The sequence below is a fragment of the Paenibacillus sp. EKM212P genome (assembly GCF_011066115.1).
In the GTDB taxonomy this organism is placed as follows: Bacteria; Bacillota; Bacilli; order Paenibacillales; family Paenibacillaceae; genus Paenibacillus; species Paenibacillus polymyxa_B.
In genome coordinates, this window is record NZ_JAAMNR010000001.1 from 1,070,678 (window position 1) to 1,086,133 (window position 15,456).

At 47.9% G+C, this 15,456-nt stretch carries 14 protein-coding genes; 3 read left to right on the forward strand and 11 right to left on the reverse strand.

All coding sequences use genetic code 11. The features are described from left to right. Nucleotides 1-208: 208 nt before the first annotated feature. Nucleotides 209-1,111, forward strand: a complete 903-nt coding sequence (gene ligD, locus G9G54_RS05090; RefSeq protein WP_165176431.1) for a non-homologous end-joining DNA ligase — start codon at nt 209-211, stop codon at nt 1,109-1,111. Between the two features lie 69 nt (nt 1,112-1,180). Here ligD and G9G54_RS05095 read toward each other — a convergent pair whose 3' ends face one another. Both G9G54_RS05095 and cls read right to left on the reverse strand, forming a co-directional pair. Beyond that, entirely contained in the window at nt 1,181-2,125 is a 945-nt protein-coding gene (locus G9G54_RS05095; protein ID WP_165176433.1) for a YitT family protein, read from the reverse strand. A gap of 195 nt (nt 2,126-2,320) precedes the next feature. Continuing rightward, a complete protein-coding gene (cls, locus tag G9G54_RS05100) occupies nt 2,321-3,751 on the reverse strand; it encodes a cardiolipin synthase (protein WP_165176435.1) in 1,431 nt (476 codons plus the stop codon). A gap of 146 nt (nt 3,752-3,897) precedes the next feature. On the opposite strand from cls, the gene G9G54_RS05105 reads away from it, so the two are divergent. After that, on the forward strand, nt 3,898-4,929 hold the full coding sequence (locus G9G54_RS05105; protein ID WP_165176437.1) for a M23 family metallopeptidase: 1,032 nt from the start codon (nt 3,898-3,900) through the stop codon (nt 4,927-4,929). Between the two features lie 45 nt (nt 4,930-4,974). Further along, nucleotides 4,975-5,436 carry a bactofilin family protein gene (locus G9G54_RS05110; RefSeq protein WP_165176439.1) on the forward strand — a complete coding sequence of 154 codons (462 nt, stop codon included), beginning with the start codon at nt 4,975-4,977 and terminating at the stop codon, nt 5,434-5,436. 18 nt (nt 5,437-5,454) lie between these two features. Here the strand turns inward: G9G54_RS05110 and G9G54_RS05115 are convergent, their stop codons facing one another. The 9 genes from G9G54_RS05115 to G9G54_RS05155 all read right to left on the reverse strand — a co-directional run bounded on the left by G9G54_RS05115 (nt 5,455) and on the right by G9G54_RS05155 (nt 14,840). Beyond that, the gene (locus G9G54_RS05115) at nt 5,455-6,540 is read right to left on the reverse strand and encodes an AI-2E family transporter (RefSeq protein ID WP_061830257.1); all 1,086 of its coding nucleotides are present in this window, start codon (nt 6,538-6,540) and stop codon (nt 5,455-5,457) included. A gap of 244 nt (nt 6,541-6,784) precedes the next feature. Continuing rightward, the gene (locus G9G54_RS05120) at nt 6,785-7,567 is read right to left on the reverse strand and encodes an ABC transporter permease (protein ID WP_165176441.1); all 783 of its coding nucleotides are present in this window, start codon (nt 7,565-7,567) and stop codon (nt 6,785-6,787) included. Next, a complete protein-coding gene (locus tag G9G54_RS05125) occupies nt 7,560-8,480 on the reverse strand; it encodes an ABC transporter ATP-binding protein (protein ID WP_165176443.1) in 921 nt (306 codons plus the stop codon). Before G9G54_RS05125 ends, G9G54_RS05120 begins: the two co-directional genes overlap by 8 nt. 109 nt (nt 8,481-8,589) lie before the next feature. Next, nucleotides 8,590-9,081 carry a hypothetical protein gene (locus G9G54_RS05130; RefSeq protein WP_061830260.1) on the reverse strand — a complete coding sequence of 164 codons (492 nt, stop codon included), beginning with the start codon at nt 9,079-9,081 and terminating at the stop codon, nt 8,590-8,592. A gap of 117 nt (nt 9,082-9,198) precedes the next feature. Further along, nucleotides 9,199-10,176, reverse strand: coding sequence for an LCP family glycopolymer transferase (locus G9G54_RS05135; RefSeq protein ID WP_165176445.1), 978 nt, complete (start codon nt 10,174-10,176; stop codon nt 9,199-9,201). Between the two features lie 14 nt (nt 10,177-10,190). Further along, nucleotides 10,191-11,531, reverse strand: a complete 1,341-nt coding sequence (locus tag G9G54_RS05140) for a UDP-glucose dehydrogenase family protein (RefSeq protein WP_165176447.1) — start codon at nt 11,529-11,531, stop codon at nt 10,191-10,193. A 51-nt stretch (nt 11,532-11,582) separates the two neighbouring features. Continuing rightward, nucleotides 11,583-12,392: a WecB/TagA/CpsF family glycosyltransferase gene (locus tag G9G54_RS05145; protein WP_185156273.1), complete on the reverse strand. Its 810-nt coding sequence runs from the start codon at nt 12,390-12,392 to the stop codon at nt 11,583-11,585. After that, entirely contained in the window at nt 12,370-13,611 is a 1,242-nt protein-coding gene (locus tag G9G54_RS05150) for a glycosyltransferase family 4 protein (protein WP_165176449.1), read from the reverse strand. The genes G9G54_RS05145 and G9G54_RS05150 overlap by 23 nt, the downstream gene beginning before the upstream one ends. Next, the gene (locus G9G54_RS05155) at nt 13,608-14,840 is read right to left on the reverse strand and encodes a glycosyltransferase family 4 protein (RefSeq protein ID WP_165176751.1); all 1,233 of its coding nucleotides are present in this window, start codon (nt 14,838-14,840) and stop codon (nt 13,608-13,610) included. Before G9G54_RS05155 ends, G9G54_RS05150 begins: the two co-directional genes overlap by 4 nt. Between the last annotated feature and the right edge of the window lie 616 nt (nt 14,841-15,456).

Genomic DNA, 15,456 nt, shown 5'->3' on the forward strand with positions numbered 1-15,456 from the left:
TCCTCCTCTACCTCTGCTCAAGACACTTTAATAGATACATATCGTATTTTTTATTATAAATTTATGATACATATTGTATCTTGTCAATCCCTTTGATGGATAAATTCAGCACTTCACGTTCATGTTAAACCATATGTAGATCTATAAGCTCAACAATCAGCCTGTAAATAAAGATTTTGCTGCATATTAGCCAAAGGAGGATAGCACTATGGGACAAGCTGTTAAAGGTACAATTACCATTGAAGGTCAGGAAATTCCTATCACAAACCCAGATAAACTGCTGTGGCCTGAAGCAGGCGTGACTAAGGCGCTATATCTTCGCAAGCTCGCGGTATTGGCTCCCTTCCTGCTCAAATATTGTCATCATCGTCTGCTGACCGTCATCCGCTGGCCACATGGGATTCATGGTGATTTTTTTTATCAGAAAAATGCCCCACGTCCTCGGCCAGACTATATTGAAACCGCTCTGCATGATGGTATTGAATATATCGTGCTCGGCAAATTGCCACAACTTCTCTGGCTTGGTAATCAAGCTGCGTTGGAATTCCACCCCTCTCTGCATGAAGCGGGAAGCAAGCTGCCCTGTGAATGGATGATAGACCTTGATCCATCCAGAGAGGTGGAGCCACGTATTATGGAGGCCGCCTCTATTGTCGGTGAAGTACTGGCTTCGCTTGGTATGGATTCCGTCCCCAAAACATCCGGGGCCACAGGTGTACAAATTATCGTTCCGATCCGTACAGGCATAACCTTCGACGAACTTCGCAGCATCGGGCTATTAGTCGGACAGTTTGTGACAGAAAAGCACCCGCATCTGTTCACACTCGAACGGTTAAAGAAGGATCGTGGAACAGCCATCTATTTTGATTATTTGCAGCATTATCAGGGGAAAACTCTGGCCGCTCCTTATACCCCGCGGGCACGCCCCGGCGCTACGGTCTCTACTCCGCTAACATGGGAAGAGGTACGGCAAGATGTATCACCACTTGACTACCATTTGCTGAATATTGAGGAACGACTAAACCAGGTAGGCGACTTGATCGACAAGGTTCCTCCCCAGCCCGTAGAAGAGGTCCTCAAGCATATGCGCACCAAGGCACACCGAACCTGATCCATGCTTGGAAGAACAAAAAAGGGGACGAACCCCGCAGCCATTAGGCTGAGAAATTGTCCCCTTGCGCTAGTGTATTCCTTTTTTCTTAAAACGTCCGCCCTTCACATCGTGAATGTTACCGATCGCCACGAAAGCGTGTGGGTCCCAATCTTCAACGATGCTCTTCAGCTTCGCTTCCTCCAGTCGGGTAATGACGACGAAAATCACTTTCTTGCTTTCGCCCGTAAAGCCGCCTTCACCTTCCAGATAAGTGACGCCCCGTCCAAGACGGTCTGTCAGGGCATCCCCGATATCACGGTATTTTTCACTAATAATCCAGACCGATTTGGACTGATCCAGACCTTCAATCGTAATATCAATCATTTTCATGGCGATATAATAAGCAATCATGGAATACAGGGCATTTGGCCAACCGAACACAAAACCTGCACTTCCCAGAATGAAGATATTAACGAACAGTACGATCTCACCGACCGAAAAAGGAGTTTTTTCACTGACGAGAATAGCTACGATCTCTGTCCCATCCAGCGAGCCGCCGGACCGAATCACAAGACCCACCCCAACACCGAGAATGACGCCCCCAAAAATAGCGCCGAGCAGCGGTTCGCCAGGAGTCAATGCACTTACATTGTGAAGTAACGCGGTTCCGATGGACATAACGACGATACCGAATAATGTGGATAAAGCGAAGGTTTTACCGATTTGTTTGTAGCCGATAACTAAAAATGGAAGGTTCAACAGGGTCAGGAAAATACCGAGCGGATAGCCAGTAATCTTGGAGGCCATGATGGAAATACCTGTAACGCCTCCGTCAATAACGCCGTTAGGAACCAGAAATATTTCCAATCCCACTGCCATCAGAGCTGCACCAACCACAATCATGGCTGCACGCTGAAACAGGCGTTTTACTTTGTTCTTCGGATTAGCTGGAATTTTGCTGATCTTGGTCAACTCTCCGGTCACATCTGTGATCTCAGACAGATTTTGAACTTCCTTGCTCACTACACTCATATATAAATCCCCCCGTTACAGTATGGTATATTGGACCGAAAAAGGGGCTGCTATCCGCAGTCCCCTCTCCTTTACCGCGCTTGTGTTATATGAATAGTATACCATAAAACTGCGATTTTGCGCAAAAAAGTTAGCAAAGAGCACATAAATCACAATAAAGAGGGATTATATCGATAAAAACGGCGAAAACCGCCTTTAAAGGAGTGGAGAGAGCATGCGAGTTAGAATTTCAGCTATTTTCTGAGATCGAGGCCGTCTGCGGAACACGTTCAAATCTATGCGTGAGGAGTTGGAAATGTCCTCTACAAAATCTGCCGAAAGCCGTTCCAGCGCTGAATTAGCAAAAACTATAGCGGTCAACTCAAAATTATAGAAAAAGCTGCGCATGTCCATATTGGCGGTCCCGACCGAACCGAGTAAATCATCGACAATCACCACTTTGGCGTGAATAAATCCTTTTCGATATTGGTAGAACTCCACCCCTGCCTCCAGCAATTCTTGCACATAGGATAAAGACGCCAGATGAACCAGCTTCGAATCGGACTGGTAGGGAATAATAATCTTCACATCTACGCCACTGACTGCTGCCAGCTTGAGCGCCTCATAAATCCCCAGATCGGGAATAAAATACGGCGTCGTAATCCAAATCCGCTTTTTGGCAACTGTGAGCGCTCCAAAACACATTTCCTGAATCGTATCCCAAACCTGATCGGGACCGCTGCTCAAAATCTGTACTTCCTCATCCCCGGTGCAGGTATGTGGAGGAAATAAATTCACATCCATCAATCTCTCCCCCGAGGCCAGCTTCCAGTCGCTAAGAAATGCATTTTGCAGAAAATAGACGCTATCTCCTTCAATCTGCAAGTGTGTATCCCTCCAAAATCCCACTTTGGGGTATTTTCCGAGATAATCGTCGCCTACATTGATCCCTCCTACAAATCCGATCATGCCGTCCACCACCACGATTTTCCTGTGATTGCGATAGTTAATCCGGCGGTCCAGCGTGGCGAAAAACGGAGGTAGAAAATAATGAAATTCTACTCCCGCCTCACTACAGGTACGAATAAAGGAATAGGGCAAATTGTAGCTTCCTACACCATCCACAACGAATCGTACCTTTACTCCCTCACGTGCCTTGCGGATCATGATCTCTTGAAACTTTCTTCCAATTTCGTCAGCCCGAAATATGTAAAACTCCACATGGATATGATGTTGCGCATTTTCCATCGCTGTCAGCATAGCCTCGAAGGTTTCTTCACCGTTCGTCAGCACACGTGTGCGATTACATCCAGTCAACGGGTTTTCCGACATACGAATTAACTGGTTAAACAGACGCTCCTGATGCTTGAAATGAGGATTATGCATTTGCTCCACATGTTCAATCACTTTGGATTGCGCCCACAGACGCTCGCGAAATTCACGAAACAGCTGCGATCCCCCTTTTCGAACCATTTTGCGCTTCTGATAATCCTGTGCAACAAAGTAGTACACGACAAAGCCAATGAGCGGGAAGCAAAACAAAATAAAGAGCCAGGCTACCGCTTTGGACGGCTTGCGAAATTCAAAGAGCAGGATCGTCCCGGTCTGAAAAATAAAAACAATTAAAACCAACAGCAACCACAGCATGTCTAAGCCTCCTTATATATCTTAGGATTTTGCAAAATCCTCATCTACGTTTTATACTAAGCTCCAATTTTTTTGACATGTTTGCCTCTTAAGCTGAATAGATAGTAACCAAGCACTATAGGAGCGATGTCCGGAAAGGAGCGATTATGAAAAAAGGAAGCCTAAATCGGCGGATGACCCTGCTTGTTATTCGGGATGCACAGCAACCGCCCAAGCAGCTACAATGCTCTACTGCCGCTGTCATTCTCGTCCCGACTCTTGTGATCGCCTCTATCTCTACACTCGTGATCGGGCTGCAAATCCGTTCTTCCCATATTATCTCCCAAATGGAAACGAATCTTGCTGTCCAGAGTTTGCAGATGGAGGTCACGGTAGCGGACAAGGATGCAGCCATTGGGCGACTACGGCAGGAAGTCATGGAGCTGACGAATCAAGCCACCAATATTCGTGAACGCCTTCAGCGCGTAACAGAGCTGGAACAACAAATGCAGCAATTCATTCGTAAACATGGAAACTCATCTGCCACAAGTAACCATAAAAAGACCATGACGCCGCTCTCCTGGGATGCTTCCGGCCATATTGGAGGTGAACTGATCGCAGTGCATGAAAATACTGCCCTCCTAACTCGCCAGGCAATGGATGATTTTCAGGAGATCGAATCTCTGTTGGACGCGGTGGAACGTACGGTTCCCCGCTCTATTCAGCAAGCAAATGCCGTACAGCAGAATCTGGAGCGCAAACAAGCCGCACAGCTACTCCAGACCCGTAGGCTGGCTCTTGCCGAACAAGGGAATCCCTCCGTTTGGCCTGTAGGTTCACGGCGAATGACCTCCAGCTTCGGCTATCGCAGCGACCCTTTTACGGGTAGATCTGCCTTTCATTCAGGCGTGGACATTGCCGGACAAACCGGTGATCCAGTCTATGCAGCAGGAGCAGGCACCGTCTTGGAGGCTGCTTCTAGCGGAGCCCGCGGCAAGTGCATCATCATCCAGCATCCTGACGGACTCCAGAGCTGGTATATGCACCTGAGCGGCATGCAGGTGGCTCCGGGAGATCGTGTCCACAAAGGACAGACCATCGGTCTGTTAGGAAGTACCGGGAGAAGCACGGGACCTCATCTTCATTTTCAGATCGTCAAGCATAACCAACCTGTCGATCCATTACTGTATGTACAATGAGGACTTTTCAAAATCCTTACAATAAAAGATTGGGGGAAAACCATCATGTTCAAGGAATCCAAAAAAAAGCTCTCCGCCCCAGCTATGGATACACTGCTCGCTAATGGCACCAGCTTTGAAGGTACAGTTGAGGCAGAGGCCAATATTCGGATTGACGGTCATTTTCAGGGCGATATCCGCAGCACTCGTACTGTCGTCATTGGAGAATCTGCTGTGGTACGTTCGGACATCATCGCACAAGACGTCATTCTTGCCGGTAAGGTGTTCGGCAGCATTACTACAGAAGGACGACTGACCATTACGCCGACAGGTGAACTGTACGGAAATACGGCGACCGCTGCATTGGTCATATCTGAAGGCGGTGTACTGGACGGCACAAGTCAAATGAACCGAACAAAGGATGTAGAGTTGTCAACTTCTACGGATGAGTCAAACGACGAAACCCAATCTAGTTTCAGCAAAAACAGGGAGGACAGCCAAGTCGATCTGCAATCCGAAGCAGGATAAAATCAGTATACACTCCATTCATTCCATAATATCCTCCACTCTGCGTTCCAAAAATAATTGGTACACCTTACGTATGACAATTTTTCCGCACATATACAATGGAATCACCAAAATGATACCCAGAATCCCGAGCAGGTCGCCACCAACCAACAGTAAAATAACGACAGTCAACGGATGAATATCCAGCTGCTTGCCAAAAACTATAGGTGACAGCCAATTATCCTGAATTTGCTGTGCAGCAATCACCACGACCAGCGACCAGAGCGCCATCGAAGGTGATTCGAGAAATCCAATAATAACTACAGGTATAGAAGCAGCCACTGCCCCCACATAGGGAATAAAATTAAGAAAAATCGAAATAACGGCGAGCAGCAAGGCATAAGGCAAACCTATAATTAAAAATCCAAGGAACATCATCACACCCAACGCGACATTGATCAGCACCCGACTCACGATAAAGCTGCTGAGCGCGCTATCGATATCTTCCATGACCTCCAACGCGTCTTTGTGATATTTTTTAGGAAAGAAGTTTAGCATTTTAGGGCCAAACTTGCTCCCTTCCTTCAGCATGTAATAGAGCAATATGGGAAAAGTAGCCAATACGATAAAAAAGTAGGATACGAACGATACCAGCTTTACCGAGTAATCAGACAGTGTCGAAAAAGCTTCGTTCAACGTATCTGACAGTTGTGACAGCGGGTCTTCACCCGGAGGCAGCACTTGTCTCAAGGATTGATTATGCCGCCATTGGCTCAATTGATCAACCAGACTTTTAATGAGCTTCGGCGCATTTTCAAATAAATTGGTTACTTGATCACGTAACGTAGGCCACACACCCCATGAGAAAACAAACAATAACACTCCAATGACCAAATAAATCAGCAAGATGGAGATAGATCGTTTGATTTTTCTACGTTCCATTACATCTACAATCGGCCTCAATAAATAATAGAGGAAAAAAGATAGCATCAACGGTACAACCAGCAAGCTGACCAAAGATACGAGAGGACTGAATATAAAGCTTACTTTGGTGCCCAAGTAAATGATGAGTAATAGCATGACAATACCAGTAGTCAGACGAAAAAAACGATTATTTTGCAGCATATCATGCGGCCCCCCTCTGTTCTGTTTCTCTCTACCTCTTTAAACGCAAAATGACCCTATTGATTGATTGTTGCTGAAAATAGTTTACAATATACCCCTTCACGCAGAATGTGTAGTAAAAAATGACATAGATACAGGATAAAATAGTCTTAAATGAGGATTTTGCAACATCCTGAAATAACAAAAGGACGTCCAAATGCTAGGCATTTGAACGTCCTTTTGTGTTACTCTATGGCACTTCCATTTAGGTCGAAACATCCCGTTTTACGAAAACCACCCAGGCAATGGCGATAAAAATCACATAATAGGCGGCCAGCACGGTGAGCGAAAAGGTTAGACTGGAACTTACCGTACCCGGCGGCATATCTAGATATTTTTTCAGATCCATATGCGTAAATAGTACGTATTTGGTCCATTCAAAACGATCTGTGCTGAACAAGCCAATAGAGTTATAGACTGTTTTGGTGAACATCATGAACAGCGACAGCCCAATCGCCAAGGCACTGGAACGGAAAACTGCGGATAGCATAAATGCAAAGGCCATCGTCACGAATAAGGCGATATAGCTATACAAGAAGTTCAGCGTTACATAAGATATCGGATCACTGAACAGCGGAACAGAACCCGCTGGTGCATCCTTGGATAACATCAGCCATGAGGACAGCGTAACCATCAAGATCAAAATGATCGTTCCGAGCAAACTGAACAAAATCACGGATATATACTTGGACAACAATATTTTGCTGCGAGTCCAAGGTCGGATGAGTAACAACTTAATCGTTCCCCAAGTAAATTCACCAGCCACCGAATCAGCGGCTACAATGACCGTAAACGTCGTATTGAGGAAAAATGTAAACAACGTCGTCAACGCAATTCCATCCCACACACTGACCTGATCGGAAACCAGGGAAATCAGCATCGGAATCGCAGCCGTGATGACCGCCAGCAGACCCAGCATAATCCATGTGCGCACACGCAGGTAAATTTTCAGATTTTCGTTATGTACCAACTTGAAAAAATCAGCCAATGAACCCGCCTCCCGTCACTTCCAAAAATTGATCTTCCAGCGTACGGGCAATCGGGCGAATCGCATATACTTTAATTCCGTTTGCAGCCAGCAGGCTGTTCATCTCTGCGATCTGTTCCCGCTCCAAGTGAAGCAGCAGTTGATTGCCTTCGACGCGCCCTGCTCCAGCAAGCGCATAAGCTTGCTCGGCATCATTTACCTCAAAAGCAATTTCTGCCGTCTGCACTTCCTCCCCTGTATTCTTCAGCTGCTTGATATCAACCAGCCGTCCGCTCTGAATAATGGCTACACGGTCGCACATCAGCTCCATCTCGGACAACAAATGGCTTGATACGAACACGGTAATTCCTTCCGTACGGGTCAATTGACGCAAATAATCTCGCAGTTCTCGAATACCCTGCGGGTCCAAGCCATTGGTCGGCTCGTCCAGCACGAGCAGCTTCGGTCGATGCAAAATTGCCTGAGCTACCCCAAGTCGCTGCCGCATCCCGAGCGAGTAGGTTTTTACTTTGTCATGAATTCGGTTTCCGAGTCCCACCAAACGAATCGCTTCATCCACGCGCTCTGGGGTCACCCCAGGAGACATTCGCGCAAAATGCTGCAAATTTTGATAGCCTGTCAAAAACTTGTACATCTCCGGGTTCTCAACAATTGCGCCGACATGGGAAACGGCCTTTTCAAAATCGGTATTAATGCTGTCTCCACAAATATGAATATCGCCCTTGCTGATCGAAATCAGGCCAACCATCATACGGATGGTAGTCGTTTTTCCCGCACCATTGGGTCCGAGGAAACCAAATACCTGTCCCGCCGGAACCTCCAGCGTCAGATCATCCACGATCGCTTTTGAGGAAATGATTTTACTCACACCCTCCATACGTATGACGGGAACCTGTCCTGTCGCTTGCTGCATACTATGAAACTCCTTCCATCCGGAGTGAAGCTGTTATCCATTTTACTTTACATTTCCGGTTTTGGAAGTATTGTACCATATTTAACCTTTTAGAAACACCACGCAACCTCTATTCCTTGTCCTTGTATATCCAAAGCACCCGCCATTTCTCATCTTCCTGTGTCACATAACAAGGCTGTACGATATCAAAATTACCGAATCGGGTCTTGTAATGCTGAGTGACCGTAATACGGTAAACCTTCCCTAACTCCTCTCCATTCGGATCGGTACGAATGTCATATTCAGCCTGCGGCTCCCCCAGTTCAAACGTGAACGTATCCGTCCCCATATCCTGCATAAAAACGTGCGCACGCTGCTGTACATACGTAGATTTCTCGAATTTCTTTTTCATTTGCGAATGAAAAAACTCCCATGATCCTCCGAAATTTCCCGATTGCTCCATAGTGTAGAACTCGTTCAGTGCTTCTACCGCTTGATCGCCCTCGCCTGTAGACATCACCCCACGCAGACCCAACCACAGCAGCCATAACAATCCACATATGATGGCAAAATATAATAGCTTACGGACGAACGCCGAAGCCGCTCTCCTTCTAAACAGCACACACTGCCCCTCCCTCTGTTCGACTATACCGAATTCTCTACAGATGTATGTGGGACAAGCCTTGTTTAGAAGTCTTTAGAAGAAAATTACGGGTGACCTCCCAAATAGGGCACTTACCTAAGGCGATATGGCCGTGGTAAGCATGTGCTTCTCCAGCACTCCATGGAGACGCTGGCGTTCCTGCTCCTCCACAATGTAATAATATACACCGTTAATTTTACGCCCATGTCCCTTCAGTTCAACGGTATCCGTCTGCTTGAGGGACGGACCGATCCGGGTCAGGAAAGTGGTCATATCGTCAAAGGTAATGTCTGTGCGAATCTGCTCCCCCGCTGCTTCCAATATCGGCTTTACCCTCAACAGCCCTTCCTTGCTGATGGACTGGGCCAGAATTTGCTTGAGTAGCTCCCGCTGACGGGCATTTCTTCCGAGATCCCCACGTGGATCATCGAATCGCATACGAGCGTAGGCCAACGCCTCAGCCCCGTTCAAGTTCAAATTACCCTGCGCAAAATGATGGCCCTCATATTGAAAATCAAGTGGATTATGAACCTCCACTCCCCCCATAAGGTCCACCATTTTCGCAAACCCTTCCATGTTCATCTGTACATAGTAATCTATCGGATGGTTCAAAAAATGCTCTACCGTACGGATCGACATATCTACGCCCCCAAAAGCAAAAGCGTGATTGATTTTGTCCTCACGCCCCCTGCCGATCAACTCTGTTCGCGTATCACGCGGAATGTTGAACATCAACATAGAGCCTTCGGCAGGGTTAACAGACAAAACGATCATCGTATCCGATCGTCCTGGATCGTGAGGCCGCCGATCTACGCCCAGCACCAGCACGGTGAACGGCTTGAACTGGGAGATGGCTGCCGGATTGGGTGTACTTGATCCAGTGTCTGTACCTACAGATCGCCCTGCTCCGCCCGTTGCAAGGGTAGAAACCGCCCCAGGCTGCACGATGCTGCGCGGATGATACATCGCATTCGCCGCTGTTTTAAAGGAATGATACACATAAGCGGTGTAGGCAGTAGCCCCTACGACCAATAACGCCGCAGCCCCCAATGTCACCTTCAGCCATCGTTTCATACGCAGCCTCCCCTTTACGGATTCACTACAGACGGATGACGATCTACATCCAGATTGTTCATCTGTGGCCTGCCGACAGAATAGTATGCAAAGGCGGATTGTCTGATTTGCTCTTCGCTGTACACATTGCGTCCGTCAATCATAATTGGATACTTCATAAGCTCATTCAGCTCACCCAACCCGATATCACCAAACTCTTCCCATTCCGTCAATAGACACAGTGCGTCACATCCCTCTGCCGCTTCTCGTGCGCTATCTGCCCACGTTACTTCCGAGCTGTCCAGCAGTCTGCGGAAGTTAGCCGTAGCGATCGGGTCATACGCACGAATTTGCGCCCCTGCCTCCAGCAGCGACTGCATGATATCCAGCGCCGGGGCATCTCTTACGTCATCTGTATTCGGTTTAAAGGCCAGTCCCCATATACCAATCGTAGCTCCCTCCAGATCACCCAGCGCCTCTTTCAGTTTACGAATCACGTTAAAACGTTGCCCCTGATTCACTTCCACCACAGATTTCAGCAGCTTGAATTCATAGTCCACGTTACCTGCAATTTGGATCAGAGCTTGTGTATCCTTGGGAAAACAGGAACCCCCATAGCCGATACCAGCAGACAAAAAGGAGGAACCGATCCGCTGATCCAGTCCCATACCGTGTGCCACGCGTGTAACGTCTGCGCCCACCTTTTCGCAAATATTTGCAATCTCATTAATAAACGAAATTTTGGTCGCCAAAAAAGCATTCGACGCGTACTTGATCATCTCCGCCGAACGGATATCCGTGGTTACGATATTTGTCGTCAACGGCTCGTGCAGTGTAGTCAGCACAGCGGACACATGCGGATCGGAAGCTCCGATGATGATTCGATCTGGCTGTAGGGTGTCTATGACTGCTGAGCCTTCGCGTAAAAATTCAGGAACCGAAGCCACACCAAACGAATAGTTTGTGCGGCTCGCAATCCAATTTTGAATACGTTCGTTCGTTCCGACAGGCACCGTGCTTTTGGTGACAATTACTTTGTAGCCATTCATGGCGTCTGCCACCTCGCCGGCGGCTTCTTCAATATAGGACAGGTTCGCTTCTCCGCCTGGCAGTGAAGGCGTGCCGACCGCCAAAATAACAATTTCGGCTGCCTCCACCGAAGTAGCCGTATCTGTTGTAAAGCTTAGTCGGCCTTGTTCTACATTATCTTTAATTAGAGCCTTTAATCCCGGTTCATAAATCGGCACCCCACCTGCACGCAGCTGATGAATTTTGTCCTCATTCTGATCTACACAGACGACGGTATTCCCGAGTGCGGCAAAACAGACCCCCGACACCAGCCCGACATACCCTGCACCAATTACACATAACTTCAAAGCAACTCCCCCTTTTACTTGCTGTCTCATTGCATCCTGCTTTTACCGACTTCACTTCTCTATATCTCTTCCTGCAAGCCGATTATGATAAAGCGTAAGCCGTTTGTTTTGCCGATAAGATTTTAGAAAACGGTATACATACATCGGATTGTTATAGGCATACCTCTTCCATAATCGCTTCGGTTCACAGATCAGACGGTACAGCCACTCCAGCCCCAGCTTTTGTATCGCTAGTGGCGGTCTACGAACCTTTCCAGTGATATAGTCAAAGGCCGCCCCTACTCCAATCATCACGCCATGAATGCGGTCTTTGTTTCGATGCATCCATATTTCCTGCTTCGGGCAGCCTAAGCTGACGAATATGATATGCGCGCCAGACGCATTGATTTCATCAATGATCCGATCCTCCTCATCTGGGTGAAGCTCACGAAATGGCGGCGAAAAGCTGCCCGCGATGCGGATTCCGGGGTAATCCTGTTCTACTCTTTCTTTTAAGCTATCCAGCGTATCCGGCGTACTGCCGTAAAAATATATACTTACCTTCGTCTGTGGCGCACGTTCGCACAACTTGAGCATCAGACTGGGACCATCTACCCGATCCTGACGCTCAAATCCGTACAGCTTGAGCGCCCATACCAACGGCATACCGTCCGGAGTACACAAATCGGCTTGAGTGAGCGCTTCGTGGAACTCGGAATGATTCCCGGCTGTGACAATGGAATGCGTGTTGCAAATACAAACATAGCCGTCCTTTCGTCCGACTGCCCATTGTTCCAGCATGTGTACCGTCTCCTGAAACGTAAGTGCTGCAATATCTGCATCCGCAATCCTTCCGACTCTATATTGGGGCAGCTGCTTCATAATCACGCTCCTCCATCGCCTCGCTATATATCGCCATCAGCTGCTTCACATTCACTTCTTCCGTATAGCGTGCAGCGTAGTTTTCCGACACCTTCTGTCTCATAGCTGCATAGTTTTCATAAGCTACTGCACAGCGAATCACAGTCTTTATATTTTCCAAATCATCATGTTGAAAATGGAAACCCGTCACCCCGTCCTCCACGACTTCCTCCAGTGCACCGAGCCGGCTGCATAATACCGGAGTTCCAACAGAAAAAGACTCTACAATGGTCATGGGAAATCCTTCATACCAAATGGAAGGCACCATGACATACATGGCCCGGCTCATGCAATCCAGTACCGTGTCTCCATCCTGCTTACCGAGAAACCGAACATCTTCCTGCGGATAAGCAGCGGTCAATTCAGCCTTTTCCGGACCATCCCCAATGATGACCAGTCTCAATCCCCCCCGATCTTCCAACTGTGACCAAGCTTGCAGCAGATTGCGAACCCCTTTTTCAGCTGAAATCCGTCCCACGAACAATAAATAACGATCATTCGGGTCATACTGGGTTTTCACTGTTTTATGATGGACAAAATTCGGCTTTACCGCGATACGATCCAGTGGAATACCGCTTTCGGCAAATTTGTCCCGTGCAAATTCCGTCAGCGCAATATAGCGACTTACCTTGTGCTGCCATGTGCCGATCAGATCGTTGAACTTAATCATCGCCGCTACCGGAATCGTCTGAAGCTGTGAACCTCGATAGCATCCATGACGGATGGAATGCAGCAGCGTGCCGTGCAGACATTTTTCACAAACCTTATTCCCTCGCATAAAAGTTGCCGCCGGACAAATCAGCCTGTAATTATGAAGTGTCTGGACAACCGGAATCCCCAGCCGTTCACAGGCATGATAGACCGAAGGGGATATAACCGGGAAAAAATTATGCACATGTACCACATCTGGCTTCACCTGTAAAAGCAGCTTCTTGATTCTTTTGAATTCCGGCAGGGACCATGCCGCCTCTACCGCCAGCTTTGCCATGTTCGCTAGCCCTCTGCTTTGAATGCTGTCGTTGTGCACATAGTAATGCTCTGTCTCTATTCCTCTGGAACGCAGCATAGCTGATTCTTGCTCGACAACCTTGTCTTCTCCCCCGCTTTGCTGATAAAAGTTATGGATGATCAGCACCTTGCTCACAGAAGGGCTCATCTGTCTGCTGACCTTTTGGCTCACGTGGTTGCCCCTCTTTCCTGCGTTGATTGCATAGCGTGGTTCGAACTCGTAGGTTTGATCCCTTGATGGCTTACTATTTCATCCGCAATGCGATCCCACGACATACGCTCGACCGTAAGGAAGGCCTTCTCCGCCATACTTCGTCTCAGCTCAGCATTATCCAGCAAATCGCCTATCCGACCAGACCATTCCTCTTCTGAAAAGCTTCTCAGCACCACTCCGCTCACTCCGTCCTCAATCAAGGTAACCGAGCCCCCGTTTACCGAAGAGATAATCGGGACGCGAAACAGCATGCTTTCCAGCAGCACCATACCGAAAATATCGTATTGGGTCGGAAACAGCATCACATCCGCCGCTCCGTAAACCTGCCACAGATGACGTTGCTCCACTCTTGAAAAATGTATAATACTGTCCGTTATTCCCAGTTCATGAGCATATGTCCAATAGCGGTCTGTGTCCGCCTTCCGTCCATCCCCGACCATTAACAAAAGGCAACTAGGATGCTTTTGGAGTACCCTTTTGAACGTAGTCAGCATAAAACGTATATTTCTCCGTTCCTCCAATACACCAACATACAGTAGCACCGGACGATCTCCGATTCGACGCAGCTCATTCGCGACCTCACGGTTTTCCTCACGTTCTCCGCTTATGTCTTCACTGTTGTTACTGGTTTCACTATCGAATGCTCTCTCTACTTTACTGCGATCCAGTCCGACCCCAATCGTAACCACGTTGTCAAAACCTTTATTCTCCAAATAGCGCTTAGCAAGATCGGATTTGACATAGGTACGGCGTAGAGATTTTGCTACCTTCGGAAGCAGCATAATATCGTACAGTTTGCGGATCAGCGCGTGCGTGTTATCTCGGTATGGGCCGTGATACAACGCCAGCTTATCAGGACATTTGCGGGAAAGCAGATAGGTCATGATCTGGTTGTATTCTGTAGTAATGACCAGACCATAGGCATCCAGAAAAGAATCTTTGAGAACATCTCTGTAGATGCTGTTGCTTAAGAACTTAAACCCGTGGAGCCAGATAATACGCAAGGTGCATCCTTCGTGACGGTAGACCTGTTCCAGATGGGTTTCTTTACGATCGTTGTAGTAAACAATATCGCAATCATAGCCTTTTCGAACGAGTGCTTTGCCCAAACCGACTTCCTGTAAATTGTATGAGTCCCCGTTCACTTTGCTGGCAAAATTGCGGAGATACAATATTTTTTGAATCATCATCAGGGCTCCTGCCATTTCATATTGGGTGAGTTATGGAGCACGGAGGGTTCAGAGAACGCTGCGCGTTCCATTTGATCTTCCGATCGCTGTTGCAGTGGGATTCCTGGATATATAAAACATTCCGAGGTAAGAATCCCACTGCAAAGGCGAACGCTAGCGCTTCTTCAGATTCAAATGGACCGCTCCGCTACTGACCGCCGGGTCTATAAAGTCACCCCATTTCAAAAAAGGGAACGCTGGGCATGAAGTGCCCCCCGCTGCGCGGATATACGCGAGCGAATGCACGCAGGCGTTGACTTCGTCGAACAGCTTGAGAGCTTGGTACGATTAGGGCAAGCTCTCAAGCCAGCATGGTAATATTGTCGCCGGGTTAACCAAGCAAGACGCCTTAACTAGACTTGATTGTTGCTTGTCGTGAGTGTTATCCACCAAACGCTGTCACCCTGACAGAGAACGGTACAGAGCATTAATTTCGCCGGCATGCATGCCCGGCGAGAAGTTCGCGGCGATAGGGCGAAGCTATCGCCAGACGGCTCTTACCTTTCCCACCCTAGAGGCTGGGGGAAATTCTTTTTTGGCGGCGGTGGGTAGCGGAGGGTAAGGGTTTGAATCT

Excerpts from the sequence above, each read along its gene's own strand:
- ligD (WP_165176431.1), top strand. The coding sequence starts at position 209 with ATGGGACAAGCTGTTAAAGGTACAATTACCATTGAAGGTCAGGAAATT.
- G9G54_RS05095 (WP_165176433.1), bottom strand. The coding sequence starts at position 2,125 with ATGAGTGTAGTGAGCAAGGAAGTTCAAAATCTGTCTGAGATCACAGAT.
- cls (WP_165176435.1), bottom strand. The coding sequence starts at position 3,751 with ATGCTGTGGTTGCTGTTGGTTTTAATTGTTTTTATTTTTCAGACCGGG.
- G9G54_RS05105 (WP_165176437.1), top strand. The coding sequence starts at position 3,898 with ATGAAAAAAGGAAGCCTAAATCGGCGGATGACCCTGCTTGTTATTCGG.
- G9G54_RS05110 (WP_165176439.1), top strand. The coding sequence starts at position 4,975 with ATGTTCAAGGAATCCAAAAAAAAGCTCTCCGCCCCAGCTATGGATACA.
- G9G54_RS05115 (WP_061830257.1), bottom strand. The coding sequence starts at position 6,540 with ATGCTGCAAAATAATCGTTTTTTTCGTCTGACTACTGGTATTGTCATG.
- G9G54_RS05125 (WP_165176443.1), bottom strand. The coding sequence starts at position 8,480 with ATGCAGCAAGCGACAGGACAGGTTCCCGTCATACGTATGGAGGGTGTG.
- G9G54_RS05135 (WP_165176445.1), bottom strand. The coding sequence starts at position 10,176 with ATGAAACGATGGCTGAAGGTGACATTGGGGGCTGCGGCGTTATTGGTC.
- G9G54_RS05145 (WP_185156273.1), bottom strand. The coding sequence starts at position 12,392 with ATGAAGCAGCTGCCCCAATATAGAGTCGGAAGGATTGCGGATGCAGAT.
- G9G54_RS05155 (WP_165176751.1), bottom strand. The coding sequence starts at position 14,840 with ATGATTCAAAAAATATTGTATCTCCGCAATTTTGCCAGCAAAGTGAAC.